This window comes from Psychroserpens sp. XS_ASV72, assembly GCF_041224425.1.
Lineage (GTDB): Bacteria > Bacteroidota > Bacteroidia > Flavobacteriales > Flavobacteriaceae > Psychroserpens.
Map to the genome: position 1 here is coordinate 70582 of NZ_JBGFGL010000071.1, position 16043 is coordinate 86624.

A 16043-nucleotide genomic window follows, 5' to 3' on the forward strand; every position below is an offset into this window, starting at 1 on the left:
TATGCACATAATATCAAAAGTTATCAACGTCATGTTGACTACTGGTTATCCGATAATCATTCCTGCTATGGTAGCTGAAATCAAAGAGGCCAATGTGCCTCCTATCAAGGCTTTGATGCCAAATTTGGAAAGTTGTGTGCGTTGTCCGGGAGCTAAAGAACCAATGCCTCCAATTTGGATTCCAATGGAAGCAAAATTAGCAAAGCCACATAGCATGTAGGTTGCCATGATAACTGACTTTTCGTATTTTAAATGTGTTGCGCTAGCCACGTTTTTTAAGTCAGCCAACTGAATGTATCCAATAAATTCACTAGCCGCTAATTTAATTCCTAATAATTGACCCATTAGCGCCATGTCTTCTACTGCCACACCAATTAGCCACATTAAAGGAGCAAACACATAGCCTAAAATGAATTCTAAGGATAAAGCTGTATAATCTGTAGCACTCACAATCCATTCATTTATTCCAGTGTAATGACCTATAATATTAAATCCCCAATTTATCATAGCTATAAAAGCAACAAAAACCAATAGCATTGCACCAACATTTACAGCAAGTCTTAGTCCTTCAGTAGTTCCGTTAGCTATAGCCTCCAATATGTTTGAGCCTATCTTTTCTTGAGATACCGAAACATCGGTATTTACATTTTCAGTCTGCGGATATAATATTTTGGATATTACAATGGCACCTGGCGCTGCCATAACAGAAGCTGCTAAGAGATGTTTGGCATAAAACAATCGCAAGGCTTCATCATCACCACCTAAAAATCCGATGTAAGCTGCAAGTACAGCTCCTGCAACAGTGGCCATACCACCAATCATGACAAGCAAGATTTCAGATTTATTCATCTTTTCCAAATACGCCTTAATCAATAAAGGAGCTTCAGTTTGTCCTAAGAAAATATTTCCAGCAACACTTAAACTTTCAGCACCTGAAATCCCTAGCAGTTTGGTAAGTAACCATCCCATGCCTTTTACCACTTTTTGGATAATACCTAAATAAAAGAGGACAGACGTTAAGGCTGAGAAGAAAATAATGGTCGGCAACACTTGAAAGGCAAATATAAACCCGAAAGAATCCACATTAAGCATTCCTCCAAACAGGAATTCACTTCCTGCTCTTGTAAACTCGAGCACTTGTACAAAGAGGCCTCCAATTAACTCAAAGGCTTTTTTAATGAACCCAACTTTTAGAACACCAACTGCTATTAAAAGCTGAAATACCAGTCCAATTCCTACAGTTTTCCAATTGACTGCTTTTCTGTTACTGCTAAATAGAAAGGCAATTACAATAAGTGTAAGCATGCCCAATGCACCTCTCCAAAGACTTTGAAATGTAAAACCTTCGCTAGGAATCATGGTGTCGACTTCGACTTTTTCCAATACAATATTAGAGGTGTTTTTAGGACTTTTAAATTTATAAGCGACGTTCTTTTCAGTAAACACTAAAGTAGAGTCTGTTAGCTCTTTAATTCTATAATGGCGTATAGTGTCATTTGGTTTGCTATAGTAGAGCATTAAGACATTATTCTGAAAAGTATAATCACCTGAAGCCGACAAGTCGCCTTTAGCTTTTAAAAAATAGTTGAATTTTCCTTCTTTCAGACTTAAGCTGTCACCTTCAGAAATATTAAAGAGTGTTTGCCCATTTTCGTTTTGAATAGCATCAAATTGCCAATTTTTTTCCAGTTCTTGAGTAAAACCTAGGTTTAGACCAAAAAAAATAGCTGCAATAGCTAAAAAAAGATGCTTCATTTGAAAAGGGAATTTAACGTTTTGAAATTTCGTCTCTTATTTTTGCTGCTTTTTCATAGTCTTCATTCTTTACAGCTTCATCAAGAAGTTTATTGAGATCATTGAGGCTTTTGTCTTTGTAGTTTTCTTGGGAACTACTTTCGATTTCTTCAGCGACCAAATCATCAACTAAAATACTATCTTGCTGTTCTTCATCTTCTTTCTTGGGATTGACCTTCAGATAGATGCCAGCTTTATCCAAGATGTTTTTGTAGGTGAATATTGGTGCTTGAAAACGTAAAGCAAGAGCAATGGCATCACTGGTTCGTGCATCAATGATTTCTTCTATTTTATCGCGTTCGCAAATCAGACTGGAATAAAATACGCCATCAACCAATTTGTGGATGATGACTTGTTTTACAACGACATCAAAACGGTCTGCAAAATTCTTAAAGAGATCATGTGTAAGTGGTCTTGGAGGCCTGATTTCTTTTTCAAGTGCGATGGCTATGGATTGGGCTTCAAAAGCGCCAATGACGATTGGGAGTTTGCGATCACCATCAACTTCATTTAGAATTAACGCATACGCACCATTTTGGGTTTGGCTATACGAAATTCCTTTTATGTTAAGTTTTACTAAGCTCATAATTTAAAACGCAAAGAACTGTTTAAATGAGGACTTTACCAACTGCAAAATGCAGATTTATGTATAAAGAACCAAATGTAAACAGCCCTTTCCTAACACAATTTAATAAAAATTATGCGTTTTGTGCCTTAAAAGCTTTTAATTTTTCTGTGAGTGCAGGAACAACTTCAAAGGCATCACCTACAACACCATAATCGGCAGCCTTAAAGAAAGGTGCTTCAGGATCTGTATTGATGACAACTTTGATTTTTGAGGCATTGATTCCAGCTAAATGTTGGATAGCTCCAGAAATTCCAATAGCAATATAAAGGTTTGATGCTACTGGCTTTCCTGTTTGTCCAACGTGCTCACTATGCGGTCTCCATCCTAAATCGGATACAGGTTTAGAACAAGCAGTAGCAGCACCTAAAACATCTGCTAACTCTTCAATCATTCCCCAATTTTCTGGGCCTTTTAATCCACGTCCACCTGACACTACGATTTCAGCATCAGCAATACTTACCTTATCAGTAGCTCTGTCAACCGATTCAACAGTGACTCCTGAAGAAGGCACTGAAGGCGAAAAATCTTCCTGTGAAGCATTAGCATCAGATTCTACTAGTCCGAATGCATTTTTTGAAACACCTACAATCTTAACATCCGTATCTATTGATGTATTATTAAATGCTTTATTGGTGAAAGCTGTACGTTTAACGGTAAAAGGTGAAGTGCTCGAAGGAGCTTCAACAACATTAGAAGCATAACCAGCATCTAAGCCGATAGCTAGTATTGGTGCTAAATACTTACTATTAGCACTGGAACTTAATACTACAACTTTTGAACCTTCTTGCTTTGCAGCTTGTTCGATAATATTTGCATAAACACTAGCATTGAAAGTGTCGAGATCATTTTGTGACACATTCAAGACTTTTGAAACACCATACTTGCCCAAATCTGAAGTATTGTTGGCGTTGATGGCAACAGCAGTTACTGAGGTTCCTAATTGATCGGCAACAGCCTTGGCATAAGAAGCCACTTCGAAAGCTGCCTTTTTAAATGATCCTTGTTCTGATTCTGTATATACTAAAACTGACATGTTTTTTTGTTTTGAGGTTAATTATATGGCTTTGGCTTCATTGTGAAGAAGATTGATTAACTGGTCTAAATTATCAGCGTCAACCAAGGTTACGTCTCCTTTTGGTGCAGGTTTTTCAAAACTAACCGATGTTGTTTCGGCTGAAGCATTTGAAGGTTCGACAACCGATAACGGTTTTTTACGAGCCATCATAATACCACGCATGTTTGGAATTCTTAAGTCACTTTCTTCAACCAGCCCTTTTTGACCAGCAATTACTAATGGTAATGAAGTGGAAACCTTCTCTTTACCACCATCAATTTCACGCATAGCAGTAGCATTAGAGCCTTCAACTTCAAGGTTGATACAATTAGTAACAAAGTTCGAATTTGTTAAAGCAGCTAACATGCCAGGAACCATTCCTCCATTGTAATCAATAGATTCACGACCAGCAATCACTAAATCATAGCTACCATTTTTAACCACATTGGCTAATTCCTTAGCGACTTGAAATCCATCCTTAGCTTCGGTGTTAACACGAATGGCTTCATCTGCTCCAATGGCTAAAGCTTTACGAAGCGTCGGTTCGGTTTCAGGTCCACCAACATTAACTACGGTTACGTTAGCACCTTGTTTTTCCTTGAACCACATGGCTCTAGTTAAGCCAAATTCATCATTTGGATTGATGACAAACTGCACACCATTAGTGTCAAATTTGGTGTTATCGTCTGTAAAATTAATTTTTGAAGTCGTATCAGGTACGTGACTAATACATACTAATATTTTCATATCAAATTATTTATGTTGAATGTATATGTTTTCCAGTGCACGAAGATAAATATAATAATCCGAATTTTACTATGCACGCATAATAAATTTTTGTGAAAATTTCAGTTTATGAGCAAATCCTTGTGAATTGTTTACAAAATTAACTTCAAACTATTAAATGTTCAATACTTTCATTGAGGTAGTGAAGAACTTGTTTATGATTTAATTTTCAAATTTTATTCTATGCTTTTATAAGCAATAATTGTTATTTTTGCTATTCGATTAAAAAAGGAATTCATGAAGACAATTCAATTTAGAGAAGCAGTAGCCGAAGCCATGAGTGAGGAGATGCGCAGAGATGAAAGTGTGTATCTAATGGGTGAGGAAGTAGCTGAATACAATGGAGCCTACAAAGCTTCAAAAGGGATGTTAGATGAGTTTGGCCCAAAACGCGTCATTGATACGCCAATTGCCGAATTAGGTTTTGCTGGTGTTGCTATTGGTTCAACCATGACTGGAAACAGACCTATTGTTGAGTACATGACGTTCAACTTTTCTTTGGTTGGAATTGATCAAATTATAAATAATGCAGCAAAAATCAGACAGATGTCTGGCGGACAATTTAAGTGTCCAATTGTTTTTCGTGGGCCAACAGCCTCTGCTGGACAATTGGCTGCAACACATTCTCAAGCTTTTGAAAGTTGGTTTGCCAATACACCAGGACTCAAAGTTGTGGTGCCATCAAATCCTTATGATGCCAAAGGGCTTTTAAAGTCAGCTATTCGTGATGACGATCCAGTGATTTTCATGGAAAGTGAACAAATGTATGGTGACAAAGGAGAAGTGCCTGAAGGAGAATACACGATTCCACTTGGCGTTGCAGATATCAAGCGAGAAGGAACAGATGTGACTATTGTCTCTTTCGGAAAAATCATCAAAGAAGCCTATGCTGCAGCTGATGAACTGGAAAAAGAAGGTATTTCCTGTGAAATTATCGATTTGAGAACGGTTCGTCCGATGGATCGAAAAACAGTCGTGGAATCTGTCAAGAAAACCAACCGATTGGTCGTGTTGGAAGAAGCTTGGCCTTTTGGTAACGTCGCTACTGAAATTACTTATCTTGTTCAATCTGAAGCTTTCGATTACCTGGATGCTCCGGTTGTAAAAATCAATACTGCTGATACACCAGCACCATATTCGCCTGTGCTTCTTGAGGAATGGTTGCCTAATAAGGAAGATGTAATCAAAGCCGTTAAAAAAGTTATGTACATAAATAAATAATGGTTTTTGTTGAGCCATCTAATAATTCGTAATTTTTTACGTTTTAAACTTCATCGGCTTATCCTGATGAAGTTTTTTGCCTATGAATCTTAAACTACTTACATTATTTTTCTTCGTTGGTTTTTCTATTGGATTTGCCCAAACTAAGGTAAGCGGATACGTGTATGATGAAGCTAATGAACCTATCGCTTTTGCCAATGTTATTTTCAAAGGTTCTACTGAAGGAACCATTACAAATGAAAATGGTCGCTTTTATTTAGAGTCTGAAAATACTTGGGATACTGTGGTTATCTCCTTTTTGGGTTACGAGGTTAAGGAAGTCCAATTGGATAAAAAGGTCAATTACGATTTAAGGTTTGTTTTAAAGGAAGAGGCTTCCTCTCTTGATGAAGTGGTTATTGTTTCTGGGAAGCAATCAAAGAAAGCATCTGAAAATCCAGCCATTAGAATTTTAAAGAAAATATGGGAACGTAAGCGTCAAAACGGCTTGAATCAATTCCGTCAGTACGAATACGATAAGTATGAAAAGGTAGAATTTGATCTCAACACCATTGATAGTGCCCTTATTAAAAGCAAACTTTTTAGAGGCATGGAATTTGTCTTTGAAGAGGTAGACACATCAAAGGTTACAGGAAAAACGTATTTGCCTGTGTTCATTAATGAAGCTGTAAGCAAGGTTTATGGTGATAATAATCTGAACAAAGTCAAGGAAGACTTAAGAGGTAATAAGAATTCAGGTTTTAGTAACAACCAAGTGATCATTGACTTTGTCGATGACCTTTATTCCGACTTTAATATTTATGATAATTACCTGAAATTCTTTGATAAGAGTTTTGTGAGTCCGTTATCGCGAACAGGTATTCAAACGTATAATTATGTGTTGTCCGATAGCGCCTTTATTGATAATAAATGGTGTTATAATATTATCTATTACCCTAGACGAAAAAACGAGCTGACCTTTAAAGGTGATTTTTGGGTTAACGATTCTACATATGCCATCAAGGATATAAATCTACAAGCATCTAAAAGCGCCAACATCAACTGGGTTAAGGAAATTTATATTGAACAGGAATATGAAGTTTTGAACGATTCGGTGTTTTTGATTAAACGCGATTACATGTTGTCTGATTTTGCTTTGAATAAAAAGGAAACATCTCGAGGCATTTATGGTAAGCGAACCACTTTATATGAAAACTATGTTTTCGATCAACCCAAAAATGAAGAGTTCTACGATACTAAAGTTTACTACTACGATGAAGATGTTTACAATAGGGATGATCTTTTTTGGGAAGAGAATAGACTAGAGTCTTTAAATAAAGATGAGAAGGGTGTCTATAAAATGTTAGACACTCTAAAAACCGTTAAAAAGTTTAAGCGTCTTTACAATTTAGGAAGTATTCTCGCTTCTGGATATATCGAATTTCCAAGTATCAATTTTGATTACGGACCGATTTTTTCAACCTTCGGTTTTAATGATGTGGAAGGCTTACGATTGCGCACAGGTGGTCGTACCTATTTTGGTCCAAATGACTTATGGCGATTGGAAGGGTTTTTAGCCTACGGTTTTCGTGACGATAAATTTAAATATGGTATTTCAGGAAAGTGGTTATTGGATAAGAAAAATCGCTTTATCATTTTTGGTGGGAACCGACGCGATATAGAACAGATTGGAGCCAGCTTAACCAGTTCTACAGATGTGTTGGGACGAAGTTTAGCATCAAGTGCTGTGATTACGGCAGGCACGAATGATAAGTTAACCAATATCAATTTAACAACACTCGGTTTTGAGCTGGAACCTGTTCGAAATTTAGGCTTTCGAATGGATGCTAGTTATAGAACCCTAGAGTCTGCTTCACCAACGTTCAGCTTAGATTACAATGACCCTTCAGCTCCAAATGGTGTGTCTTCAGAAATCAAACAGTTTGAAACACGCTTTTCGGTCACCTATACCCCAAAACGGGAAATGACTGGGTTTGGAGTGGAGCGTAAAGAAAAGAACGATGATTTTGCAAGGGTTTTTGCTCAAATAAGTCAAGGACTAGATGGGGTTATGAATAGTGATTTTCAATATACCAAGTTGCAGTTCTCTTATATTCAACCATGGCAAGTTGGAGGTTTCGGACGCTTAATGACCACACTTGAAGCTGGAAAAACTTTTGGAGAAGTACCACTCGGATTGTTAAGTGTTGTACCTGGAAACCAAACTTATTTTTCTATCTACAGTACCTTTCCTCAATTAGATTTTTATGAGTTTGTTACCGATACGTATACTTCGATGCATTTGGAACATAATTTTAATGGTCGTTTGTTTTCTAGAATTCCTTTTTTGAAAAAATACAATTTAAGATTTATCTTAGGATTGCGAGGTGTTTGGGGTGAATTGTCTGATGAAAACATTGCTTTGAATACCACAGGAAATCCGGTTGAAATTCCTCTAGTGGCACCAAATAATCGAATATATTACGAATACAGTTTTGGTGTGGCTAATATCTTCAAGATTCTTAGAATCGATTTTAATTTCAGAGGAAACTACTTAGATCGACCAGATGCTAGACGTTTTGGTGTGACTGGAAGTTTCGGGTTTTATTTCTAATTCACTACGTTTTATAATTGTCTAAACCAAAGGCTTGACGTATCTTTGCACTCCAAAAAAATACAATATGACAGCCAAAGGACAACTCACTTTTGATGTACTCATCGAAATCCCTAAAGGAAGCCGTAACAAATATGAATATGATTTTGACTTGAAGAAAATTCGTTTCGACCGTATGTTATTTTCATCTATGATGTATCCTGGAGATTACGGATTTATTCCTGAAACCCTAGCGTTGGATGGAGATCCTTTAGATGTGTTGGTGTTAGGTCATGAGCCTACATTTCCCATGTGTGTGATGGAAGTAAAGCCTATTGGTGTTTTTCATATGGCAGATGAAAAAGGTCCGGATGAAAAGGTGGTTTGCGTTCCAGTATCAGATCCAATTTGGAGTTTAAAAGATGATATTGAAGACTTAAATCCGCATCGATTGGAGGAAATCACACATTTCTTCCAGGTCTATAAAGATTTGGAGAAGAAGAAGGTTGATGTTGGTGCTTGGGGTGATTCCAAAGAAGCTTACGAAATTGTTACCAAATGCATTGAGCGCTATCAAAAAAGCAAGCATAAAACGAAGGGAGACTTTACCATTTAGTATCATAATAGTTATTAAACTGAAAACCCTTTTGTTATATAGTAAAAGGGTTTTTTAGTTTTAACGGATTTCACTACTTTTGCCGAGCTAATTAACAAATCAAATACATTTATATGGAATCGAATATGATTTTTGTGCCAATAGCAATGGCAGTCTTAGGGCTTATCTTTATGATGGTTAAAATGTCCTGGGTAAAAAAACAAGCCGCTGGAAATGAAAAAATGCAAGGAATATCTAAGGCTATCAAAGAAGGAGCTTTAGCTTTTTTAGGAGCTGAATACAGATTGCTTTTAGTCTTTGTAGTGATTGCTGCAGTAGCTTTAGGTGTCATTTCAATGTTGGTTGATACAACCCATTGGATCATCATTGTAGCATTTATAGTTGGAGCATTCGCTTCTGCACTAGCAGGAAATATTGGAATGCGTATTGCAACAGAAGCTAACGCTAGAACTGCTGAGGCCGCTAAAACAAGTTTGCCACAAGCACTTAAAGTGTCTTTTGGAGGTGGAACGGTTATGGGTCTTGGTGTTGCAAGTTTGGCAGTATTAGGATTGAGTTTATTCTTCTTTGCTTTTGTAAAGATGTTTGTCGATGGTGGTGCATCATTTTACGAAGATATGACCATGGCTTTGGAAGCTTTGGCAGGATTCTCTTTAGGTGCTGAATCTATCGCTTTATTTGCACGTGTTGGTGGAGGAATCTACACAAAAGCTGCTGACGTTGGAGCGGATTTGGTTGGTAAGGTTGAAGCTGGTATTCCAGAAGATGACCCTCGAAATCCAGCTACAATTGCTGATAACGTTGGAGATAATGTTGGTGACGTTGCAGGTATGGGTGCCGATTTATTTGGATCATATGTAGCAACCGTTTTAGCTGCGATGGTATTGGGTAATTACCTTATCAAGGATATGTCGGTTAACGCGCCATTTACAGATAACTTCAATAATATGGGACCAATTTTGTTACCTATTGTTATTGCAGGTGTTGGAATTTTAGCTTCTATTTTAGGAACTTTCCTTGTAAAAATATCCAGTAATGATGCTAAGGAAGCTCAAGTTCAAAAAGCTTTGGATATGGGTAACTGGGTGGCTATCCTAATTACTCTAGCTGCGAGTTTCGGATTGATTAAATATATGTTACCAGAAACCATGAGCATGAAGTTCTTTGGTGAAGGTTATGTTGATGTATCTTCAATGAATGTATTCTGGGCTGCGTGTATCGGATTAGCCGTTGGTGCTTTGATCTCTGTAGTTACGGCTCACTATACATCTTTAGGTAAGAAACCAGTTCTAGAAATCGTTCAAAATAGTTCTACAGGTGCTGCAACAAACATTATTGCAGGTCTTGCTGTAGGAATGAAATCGACATTTTTATCTGTAGTTTTATTTGCTGCTGCTATCTATGGATCTTACGCTTTAGCTGGATTCTATGGTGTGGCTTTAGCTGCTTCAGCTATGATGGCAACTACTGCGATGCAATTGGCTATCGATGCGTTCGGACCGATTGCTGACAATGCAGGTGGTGTGGCTGAAATGAGTGAATTGGAACCTCATGTTCGTGAGCGTACTGATATTTTGGATTCTGTTGGAAACACAACGGCTGCCGTTGGAAAAGGTTTTGCAATTGCTTCTGCGGCATTAACTGCTTTAGCCTTGTTTGCTGCTTATGTCACCTTTACCGGAATTGATGGAATCAATATCTTTAAAGCGGATGTATTAGCAATGTTGTTTGTCGGTGGAATGGTACCAGTCGTATTCTCTGCTTTAGCAATGCAATCTGTTGGTAAAGCTGCCATGGAAATGGTGCACGAAGTACGTCGTCAATTCAAGGAAATTCCTGGTATCATGGAAGGTACTGGAACACCTGAATATGCAAAATGTGTTGATATTTCAACTAAAGCTGCATTACGTGAAATGATCTTACCTGGCTTGATCACGATTATTACGCCTATCTTAATTGGATTGGTATTTGGTGCTGAACCATTAGGTGGATATATGGCTGGTGTTTGTGTATCTGGTGTGATGTGGGCGATTTTCCAAAACAACGCTGGTGGTGCATGGGATAATGCTAAAAAATCATTTGAAGCTGGTGTTGAAATCAATGGTGAAATGACTTACAAAGGTTCTGATGCTCATAAAGCTGCGGTTACTGGTGATACAGTTGGAGATCCATTTAAAGATACTTCTGGACCTTCAATGAATATCTTGATTAAATTGACCTGTCTTGTTGGTTTGGTAATTGCTCCAATATTAGGGGGTCATGGTGACGAAGACATGATGATGGCTTCAGAGCAAGACGTTAATGTTGAAATGACAGTACAATCGGATGATATAGCTCAAGCTACTGTAACCTATACTACCGTGGAAAATGGTGTTGAGGTTACTAAGAAAGAGACATTTGAAGGTACAACTTCTGAAGTTGAAGCTAAATTGGAAGCACTTGAAACCAAAACGACTGAAGGTGATTCTAAAAAGATAGTTAAGGAAGTTAAAGTAACTAAAGAGAAGCAATAATATTTTCTTTTAGAAATATATAAAGCCACGCTAGTCGTGGCTTTTTTTATTACCTTGAATTCACAAATAGTTTTATTTCCATGAGTTGGTTGAAAAAAGATCCCTTACAAATCATAAGTTTTAAAAGTTATGGTACTAAAACGCATTTCTATTGTCGTGGACGTGCCTTGGAAGATGAAGCCATTGACTTAGAACAAAAGGGCTTGTTCGGCTTATTTTTGAATTCGTGGAAACGCTTTGAAACCGACGAAATCAAATATGCCAATCTGGAAGTTCTATTACCAAATGGTAAGCGACTTGAAACCACAACAGACGATCATGGTTATTTTCGAATAGATACACAAATTCAAGATATGCATACGATGGTCAATGAAGAAGGCTGGTTGAATTTTGAGTGGTCATTTAGTGATGAGATGCCTAAGCGGACTATACAACGTGAGAATCGATTTCCAGGTTCGGTGTTGATTCCTTCTGAAGCTTCTGATTTTGGTGTAATCAGCGATATTGATGATACGATATTGCATACAGGAGTAGTATCAACCTTAAAATGGCGTGTATTGGTGAATAGTATCTTTAGAAGTGCTTCAAGCCGAATGCCTTTGGAAGGCACTTCGGAATTCTATCATAAACTGCATCGTGGTCCTTCAGGCAAAAATGCCAATCCGATTTTTTACGTGAGTCACAGTCCGTGGAACATGTATCGCTACTTAGACTTTTTCCTGAAGCAAAACAAGTTTCCAAAAGGGCCTATTTTGTTGCGTAGCTTTAAGGATATTTTTAGTAAAAAAGCCAACGAAAAAGCCCAAAAGCACATTGAAATTTTACAGATCCTGAAAACCTATCCGAGGATGCAATTCATTTTGATTGGTGATAGTGGTGAGCATGATGCCGATATTTATATGGAAGTTGCCAAAGCGCATCCTGAGCAAGTGAAAGCAATCTACTTACAACGCGTGAACCATAAAAAGAAAATGTTGCGTGTAGCATCGTTGTTTGCCAATTTTGATCAGATTCCTGTACTGTTGATTGAAGATAGTGCGCAAGCCATGACACATGCCAGAACACATGGTTTTATAGAATAGTGCTTGCGTTAAGGATTGAGGCACTTCGACTGCGCTCAGTGCAGGCGCTGTTGGAGCTCTTTAGGCTTTTAGTAAAACCTAAAAGCGACTGCCGAAAGCCTGACCAACCTATTTGGGTTGGGAACGCCCTAAAATAAACCATTGATCTGAGCATCGATTTTATTGATAATACCTCCCAAATCTTCAGGATTGGCTACAAAATCGAGATGATCGACGTCGATAATCAATAAATTTCCTTTGTTGTAGTCGTGAATCCAAGCTTCGTAACGTTCGTTGAGTCGACTCAAGTAATCGATACTGATCGTATTTTCATAGTCGCGACCACGTTTATGGATTTGTGCCACCAAATTAGGAATGGAACTACGTAGATAGATCAAAAGATCTGGACCTTCAACAAAAGATTCCATAAGGTCAAACAACGAACGGTAATTTTCAAAATCACGATTGGTCATCAGGCCCATAGCATGAAGGTTGGGCGCAAAAATATGCGCATCTTCATAAATGGTGCGATCTTGAATGATGTCTTTGCCACTTTCACGAATTTGTGTGACTTGACGAAACCTGCTATTTAAGAAATACACTTGCAGGTTGAAACTCCAACGTTCCATCTGATTGTAAAAATCATCGAGATAGGGATTGTCCACAACGTCTTCAAGCTGTGGTTCCCATTTGTAATGTTTAGCGAGTAATTTGGTTAATGTCGTCTTCCCAGCACCTATATTTCCTGCTACTGCAACATGCATGTCTAATTGATTTTTAGTTGGTATTTATGGAGTTTTTCAGAATCGTAAATATACAAGGTTTCATTGGTCAATAAAAACTGATTTATTAACAATTTTGGAAGATTTAGAGCTGAGATGATATTCTCGTTTTCAGCCTTAAAATACAAGGCATCTTCTTTTTTTAAGACTAGGTTGCCGTTGTTTTTGGCAATTTCTGTGAACCCTGTATTTTCAATTTTAGAAATCATACTTCCAAAATAATTATACTGATACAGATACTTTTCGGTAAGTAACCAGCAATAATTATAATCGCTTTTGAGATCCAGTACCAAAGATTGTACAGGAACTGCTGTGAATCTCGTTTTATTGGTTTTGTAGTCGTAAAGTTCCAAACGTTGCAGATCTACATTAAACAGCCAAAGTGTATTATCAAAACCTGTTGCGATGTGAGTGACATTTTTGTAAGGTTGAAGCGTGTTGAAATCAATTTTGAAAATTTCCGCCAAGCGGTTGTCCAAAATGATGACTTGGTTGAAATCCTGGTAAAATAAATTGATTTTTAAAGGATTGAACGCATTGGCAGAACTGATATCACCTAATTGGTAATTGCTATAGTTAATGATTTTACCATCTTTTGTTTGCTTATGAAGGCTATTGTCTTTGGTGTAATAAAACGTTCCGAAGTTATCAATGGCAACAATCATGTCAACATTGAAATCGGTTGAACTTAAATGAGTGACTTCAATAGGGTTTTGACCGTAAAGTACCGTTACAATAAAAAGACTTAGAATGCCAAAAAGGTTTTTCATAGGAATTTGAAAAGTACAAAAATCAAACCACTTTTAGCAGATTAATTTATACCCAAATCCTCTAACGTTCAATATTTGAAGCGAATTGTCCTGACTTAGTTTTTTACGAAGTTTACTGATAAAAACATCCATGCTTCTGGCGTTAAAGAAATCGTCGTTGCCCCAGAGCTTGTTCAAGATCAGTGAACGGTCCAAAACTTGGTTTTTGTTCTTCACCAAATGAAATAGTAAATGCGATTCGCGATGTGTTAACTGAACCGCATTATCGTCTTTGTATTGAAGAGTTTGTTTAGGAAAATCGAATGTATAATCTCCAATGCTAAGAATTTCAGACGTTTTTTGAAGCGCTTTTCGGTTCAATAAATTTTTTATCCTCACAATAAGTTCTTCCATACTGAAAGGTTTTTTTAGGTAATCGTTTCCTCCGATACTAAAGCCTTCAACCACATCTTGGGTTTGCGATTTTGCGGTCAAAAAAATAATGGGAATGGTATCATCAATGGCCCTTATTTCCTTGGCTAAGGTGAAACCGTCTTTTTTGGGCATCATCACATCCAAGACCAATAATTCGGGAGCTTCATTTTGATAGGTGTCCAAAGCTTGTTTGCCATCACTGCACAACCATACGTCAAAATCTCTGGTTTCAAGACTTTCTTTAATGATTTGACCTAAAGCAGGTTCGTCTTCGGCAAGTAGGATGGTTGTTTTAGGCATATGGCAAAGTGATTTTAAAAACAGTTTCAGTTTTAGCAAGAATGACTTCAATGCGACCAAGGTGTTTTTCAATGATCTTCTTGGTATAGTAAAGACCTATTCCAAAGCCTTTCACGTCATGGGTGTTTCCTTTTGGAACACGATAGAACTTTTCAAAAATTCGTTCTTTATGAGCTTTTGATAGCGTAGTGCCATTATCTGAAACCTGAATTTCAATGTTATCTGACAAACCTTTCAAACTTACATTTATCTGTTGTCCACCATATTTAAAGGCATTATCAATAAGGTTATTAATGGCATTCTCGAAATGAAAGATGTCTACTTTTGCAAAGATATTATCGTCGATACCTAAGGCTACCGATTTATCATTTTGAAGTTGATGCCTTTTGACTATTGACATGACAACTTCTGAGAGATTGTATTGTTCTTTGTTCAGTTCGATATTTTCTGAATCCAAGGTTGCTGTTTCCAATAGTTTTTCAACCATGGTATTCAACTTTGACAATTGCGTGTTGGACATCTCCAAATAGGTTTTGGTCTTTTCTTTGTCTTTGATGGCATCAAAGTTCTGCAAGCTTTCCAAGGCCACACCAATAGTTGCTATAGGTGTTTTGAACTCGTGGGTGATATTACTTATCAAATCGTTTTTGACTTCAGCCAATTGCTTTTGATGCTTGATTACTTTAAGCAAATAAAACAAACTGCTTATTACGGCTAAAACAATCAAAAGAGAGATGATCATGCCTCCTAGAATGCGTTTGAAAACCAACCAAGTTTTATTCTCAAAATGCATCTTGAGTTTACTGCCTTTTGGAAGCAGCTTAGATTTTGAAGTCGCTGTTAATTGATGCTCAGAAGAAGAGATTGACTTATCGTATTTTACAATTTGGTTACCTTTTGAAGCAACATCAGATTTAGGGCGTTCATATTCTAAAAGGAAATCGATAAGCATGTCTTTACTTTTCAAGTCGCTTATAATTAAGCTGTCAATGGTGTTAAGGTTTAAAGTATCATTACTTATTGAAATCATGACCTTCGAGGTGAAGATTTCAAAGCTCGAAAGTTTAATGCTATCGTTTGAAGATTTAAATTCTCCAATAATATCCTTAGCTATAATTTTATGGGAAACAGAATCTCTTGTTTTTTGAGTCATAAACGAATCAGCTTCAAAGCCTCTCAAAATAGTGATGCCTTTAAGGTTTTCTTCATTAATGGAGTCGATACCTACAAAAGAGCCCTTATTGTTGTCTATAGATTTAGAGATTCTTTCCAAAACACCATCATCATCAAATATATTCTGAGCATGGTCTTCAATTTTAAGTCCTAAGGTTGTTTCCTGGGCAATGTTGGTATAATAATCATCAACAGCCTTATCTAAACTTACTTGGATGTCGGTAAGAAATTGTTGTTTGTTAGACTTGTAATTCTTGTAATTCCAATAGGCCTGAATACCAATGGTTGCTATGATAACAGCCACAATTAAATAAAGGGTATATCTGTATTTAGAATCGTTCATAATTCAAAAGTAAACC

13 protein-coding genes are annotated in these 16043 nt (G+C 37.1%); 5 read left to right on the forward strand and 8 right to left on the reverse strand.

Features of this window, described 5'->3' with window-relative positions; all coding sequences use genetic code 11:
* Positions 1-45: 45 nt before the first annotated feature.
* The 4 genes from AB9K26_RS04095 to AB9K26_RS04110 all read right to left on the reverse strand — a co-directional run bounded on the left by AB9K26_RS04095 (position 46) and on the right by AB9K26_RS04110 (position 4223).
* A complete protein-coding gene (locus AB9K26_RS04095) occupies positions 46-1755 on the reverse strand; it encodes a nucleoside transporter C-terminal domain-containing protein (protein ID WP_369971267.1) in 1710 nt (569 codons plus the stop codon).
* Positions 1756-1768: 13 nt separating this feature from the next.
* Positions 1769-2380 (reverse strand): bifunctional nuclease domain-containing protein, encoded by a 612-nt coding sequence (locus AB9K26_RS04100; protein WP_369971268.1) that lies wholly within the window; start codon positions 2378-2380, stop codon positions 1769-1771.
* Positions 2381-2492: 112 nt separating this feature from the next.
* A complete protein-coding gene (locus AB9K26_RS04105; protein ID WP_369971269.1) occupies positions 2493-3455 on the reverse strand; it encodes an electron transfer flavoprotein subunit alpha/FixB family protein in 963 nt (320 codons plus the stop codon).
* Positions 3456-3476: 21 nt separating this feature from the next.
* A complete protein-coding gene (locus AB9K26_RS04110; protein ID WP_369971270.1) occupies positions 3477-4223 on the reverse strand; it encodes an electron transfer flavoprotein beta subunit/FixA family protein in 747 nt (248 codons plus the stop codon).
* Between the two features lie 276 nt (positions 4224-4499).
* Between AB9K26_RS04110 and AB9K26_RS04115 the strand changes: the two genes are divergently transcribed.
* The 5 genes from AB9K26_RS04115 to AB9K26_RS04135 all read left to right on the forward strand — a co-directional run bounded on the left by AB9K26_RS04115 (position 4500) and on the right by AB9K26_RS04135 (position 12266).
* Positions 4500-5483, forward strand: coding sequence for a pyruvate dehydrogenase complex E1 component subunit beta (locus tag AB9K26_RS04115; protein ID WP_369971271.1), 984 nt, complete (start codon positions 4500-4502; stop codon positions 5481-5483).
* Positions 5484-5565: 82 nt separating this feature from the next.
* Positions 5566-8076: a DUF5686 family protein gene (locus tag AB9K26_RS04120; protein WP_369971272.1), complete on the forward strand. Its 2511-nt coding sequence runs from the start codon at positions 5566-5568 to the stop codon at positions 8074-8076.
* 67 nt (positions 8077-8143) lie between these two features.
* Positions 8144-8671 carry an inorganic diphosphatase gene (locus tag AB9K26_RS04125; RefSeq protein WP_369971273.1) on the forward strand — a complete coding sequence of 176 codons (528 nt, stop codon included), beginning with the start codon at positions 8144-8146 and terminating at the stop codon, positions 8669-8671.
* Positions 8672-8784: 113 nt separating this feature from the next.
* The gene (locus tag AB9K26_RS04130) at positions 8785-11184 is read left to right on the forward strand and encodes a sodium-translocating pyrophosphatase (RefSeq protein ID WP_369971274.1); all 2400 of its coding nucleotides are present in this window, start codon (positions 8785-8787) and stop codon (positions 11182-11184) included.
* A gap of 80 nt (positions 11185-11264) precedes the next feature.
* Positions 11265-12266: an App1 family protein gene (locus AB9K26_RS04135; protein ID WP_369971275.1), complete on the forward strand. Its 1002-nt coding sequence runs from the start codon at positions 11265-11267 to the stop codon at positions 12264-12266.
* A gap of 128 nt (positions 12267-12394) precedes the next feature.
* Here AB9K26_RS04135 and AB9K26_RS04140 read toward each other — a convergent pair whose 3' ends face one another.
* The 4 genes from AB9K26_RS04140 to AB9K26_RS04155 are packed head-to-tail and all read right to left on the reverse strand — an operon-like array spanning position 12395 to position 16027.
* Positions 12395-13009, reverse strand: coding sequence for a deoxynucleoside kinase (locus tag AB9K26_RS04140; RefSeq protein ID WP_369971276.1), 615 nt, complete (start codon positions 13007-13009; stop codon positions 12395-12397).
* A 2-nt stretch (positions 13010-13011) separates the two neighbouring features.
* Positions 13012-13797 (reverse strand): hypothetical protein, encoded by a 786-nt coding sequence (locus AB9K26_RS04145; protein ID WP_369971277.1) that lies wholly within the window; start codon positions 13795-13797, stop codon positions 13012-13014.
* Positions 13798-13830: 33 nt separating this feature from the next.
* A complete protein-coding gene (locus AB9K26_RS04150) occupies positions 13831-14511 on the reverse strand; it encodes a response regulator transcription factor (RefSeq protein WP_369971278.1) in 681 nt (226 codons plus the stop codon).
* Entirely contained in the window at positions 14504-16027 is a 1524-nt protein-coding gene (locus tag AB9K26_RS04155; RefSeq protein WP_369971279.1) for a sensor histidine kinase, read from the reverse strand. Before AB9K26_RS04155 ends, AB9K26_RS04150 begins: the two co-directional genes overlap by 8 nt.
* Positions 16028-16043 lie beyond the last annotated feature (16 nt).

Bases quoted from the DNA above. Each gene is read 5' to 3' on its own strand.
- AB9K26_RS04095 (WP_369971267.1), bottom strand. From the start codon at position 1,755: ATGAAGCATCTTTTTTTAGCTATTGCAGCTATTTTTTTTGGTCTAAAC.
- AB9K26_RS04100 (WP_369971268.1), bottom strand. From the start codon at position 2,380: ATGAGCTTAGTAAAACTTAACATAAAAGGAATTTCGTATAGCCAAACC.
- AB9K26_RS04105 (WP_369971269.1), bottom strand. From the start codon at position 3,455: ATGTCAGTTTTAGTATATACAGAATCAGAACAAGGATCATTTAAAAAG.
- AB9K26_RS04110 (WP_369971270.1), bottom strand. From the start codon at position 4,223: ATGAAAATATTAGTATGTATTAGTCACGTACCTGATACGACTTCAAAA.
- AB9K26_RS04115 (WP_369971271.1), top strand. From the start codon at position 4,500: ATGAAGACAATTCAATTTAGAGAAGCAGTAGCCGAAGCCATGAGTGAG.
- AB9K26_RS04120 (WP_369971272.1), top strand. From the start codon at position 5,566: ATGAATCTTAAACTACTTACATTATTTTTCTTCGTTGGTTTTTCTATT.
- AB9K26_RS04125 (WP_369971273.1), top strand. From the start codon at position 8,144: ATGACAGCCAAAGGACAACTCACTTTTGATGTACTCATCGAAATCCCT.
- AB9K26_RS04130 (WP_369971274.1), top strand. From the start codon at position 8,785: ATGGAATCGAATATGATTTTTGTGCCAATAGCAATGGCAGTCTTAGGG.
- AB9K26_RS04135 (WP_369971275.1), top strand. From the start codon at position 11,265: ATGAGTTGGTTGAAAAAAGATCCCTTACAAATCATAAGTTTTAAAAGT.
- AB9K26_RS04140 (WP_369971276.1), bottom strand. From the start codon at position 13,009: ATGCATGTTGCAGTAGCAGGAAATATAGGTGCTGGGAAGACGACATTA.
- AB9K26_RS04145 (WP_369971277.1), bottom strand. From the start codon at position 13,797: ATGAAAAACCTTTTTGGCATTCTAAGTCTTTTTATTGTAACGGTACTT.
- AB9K26_RS04150 (WP_369971278.1), bottom strand. From the start codon at position 14,511: ATGCCTAAAACAACCATCCTACTTGCCGAAGACGAACCTGCTTTAGGT.
- AB9K26_RS04155 (WP_369971279.1), bottom strand. From the start codon at position 16,027: ATGAACGATTCTAAATACAGATATACCCTTTATTTAATTGTGGCTGTT.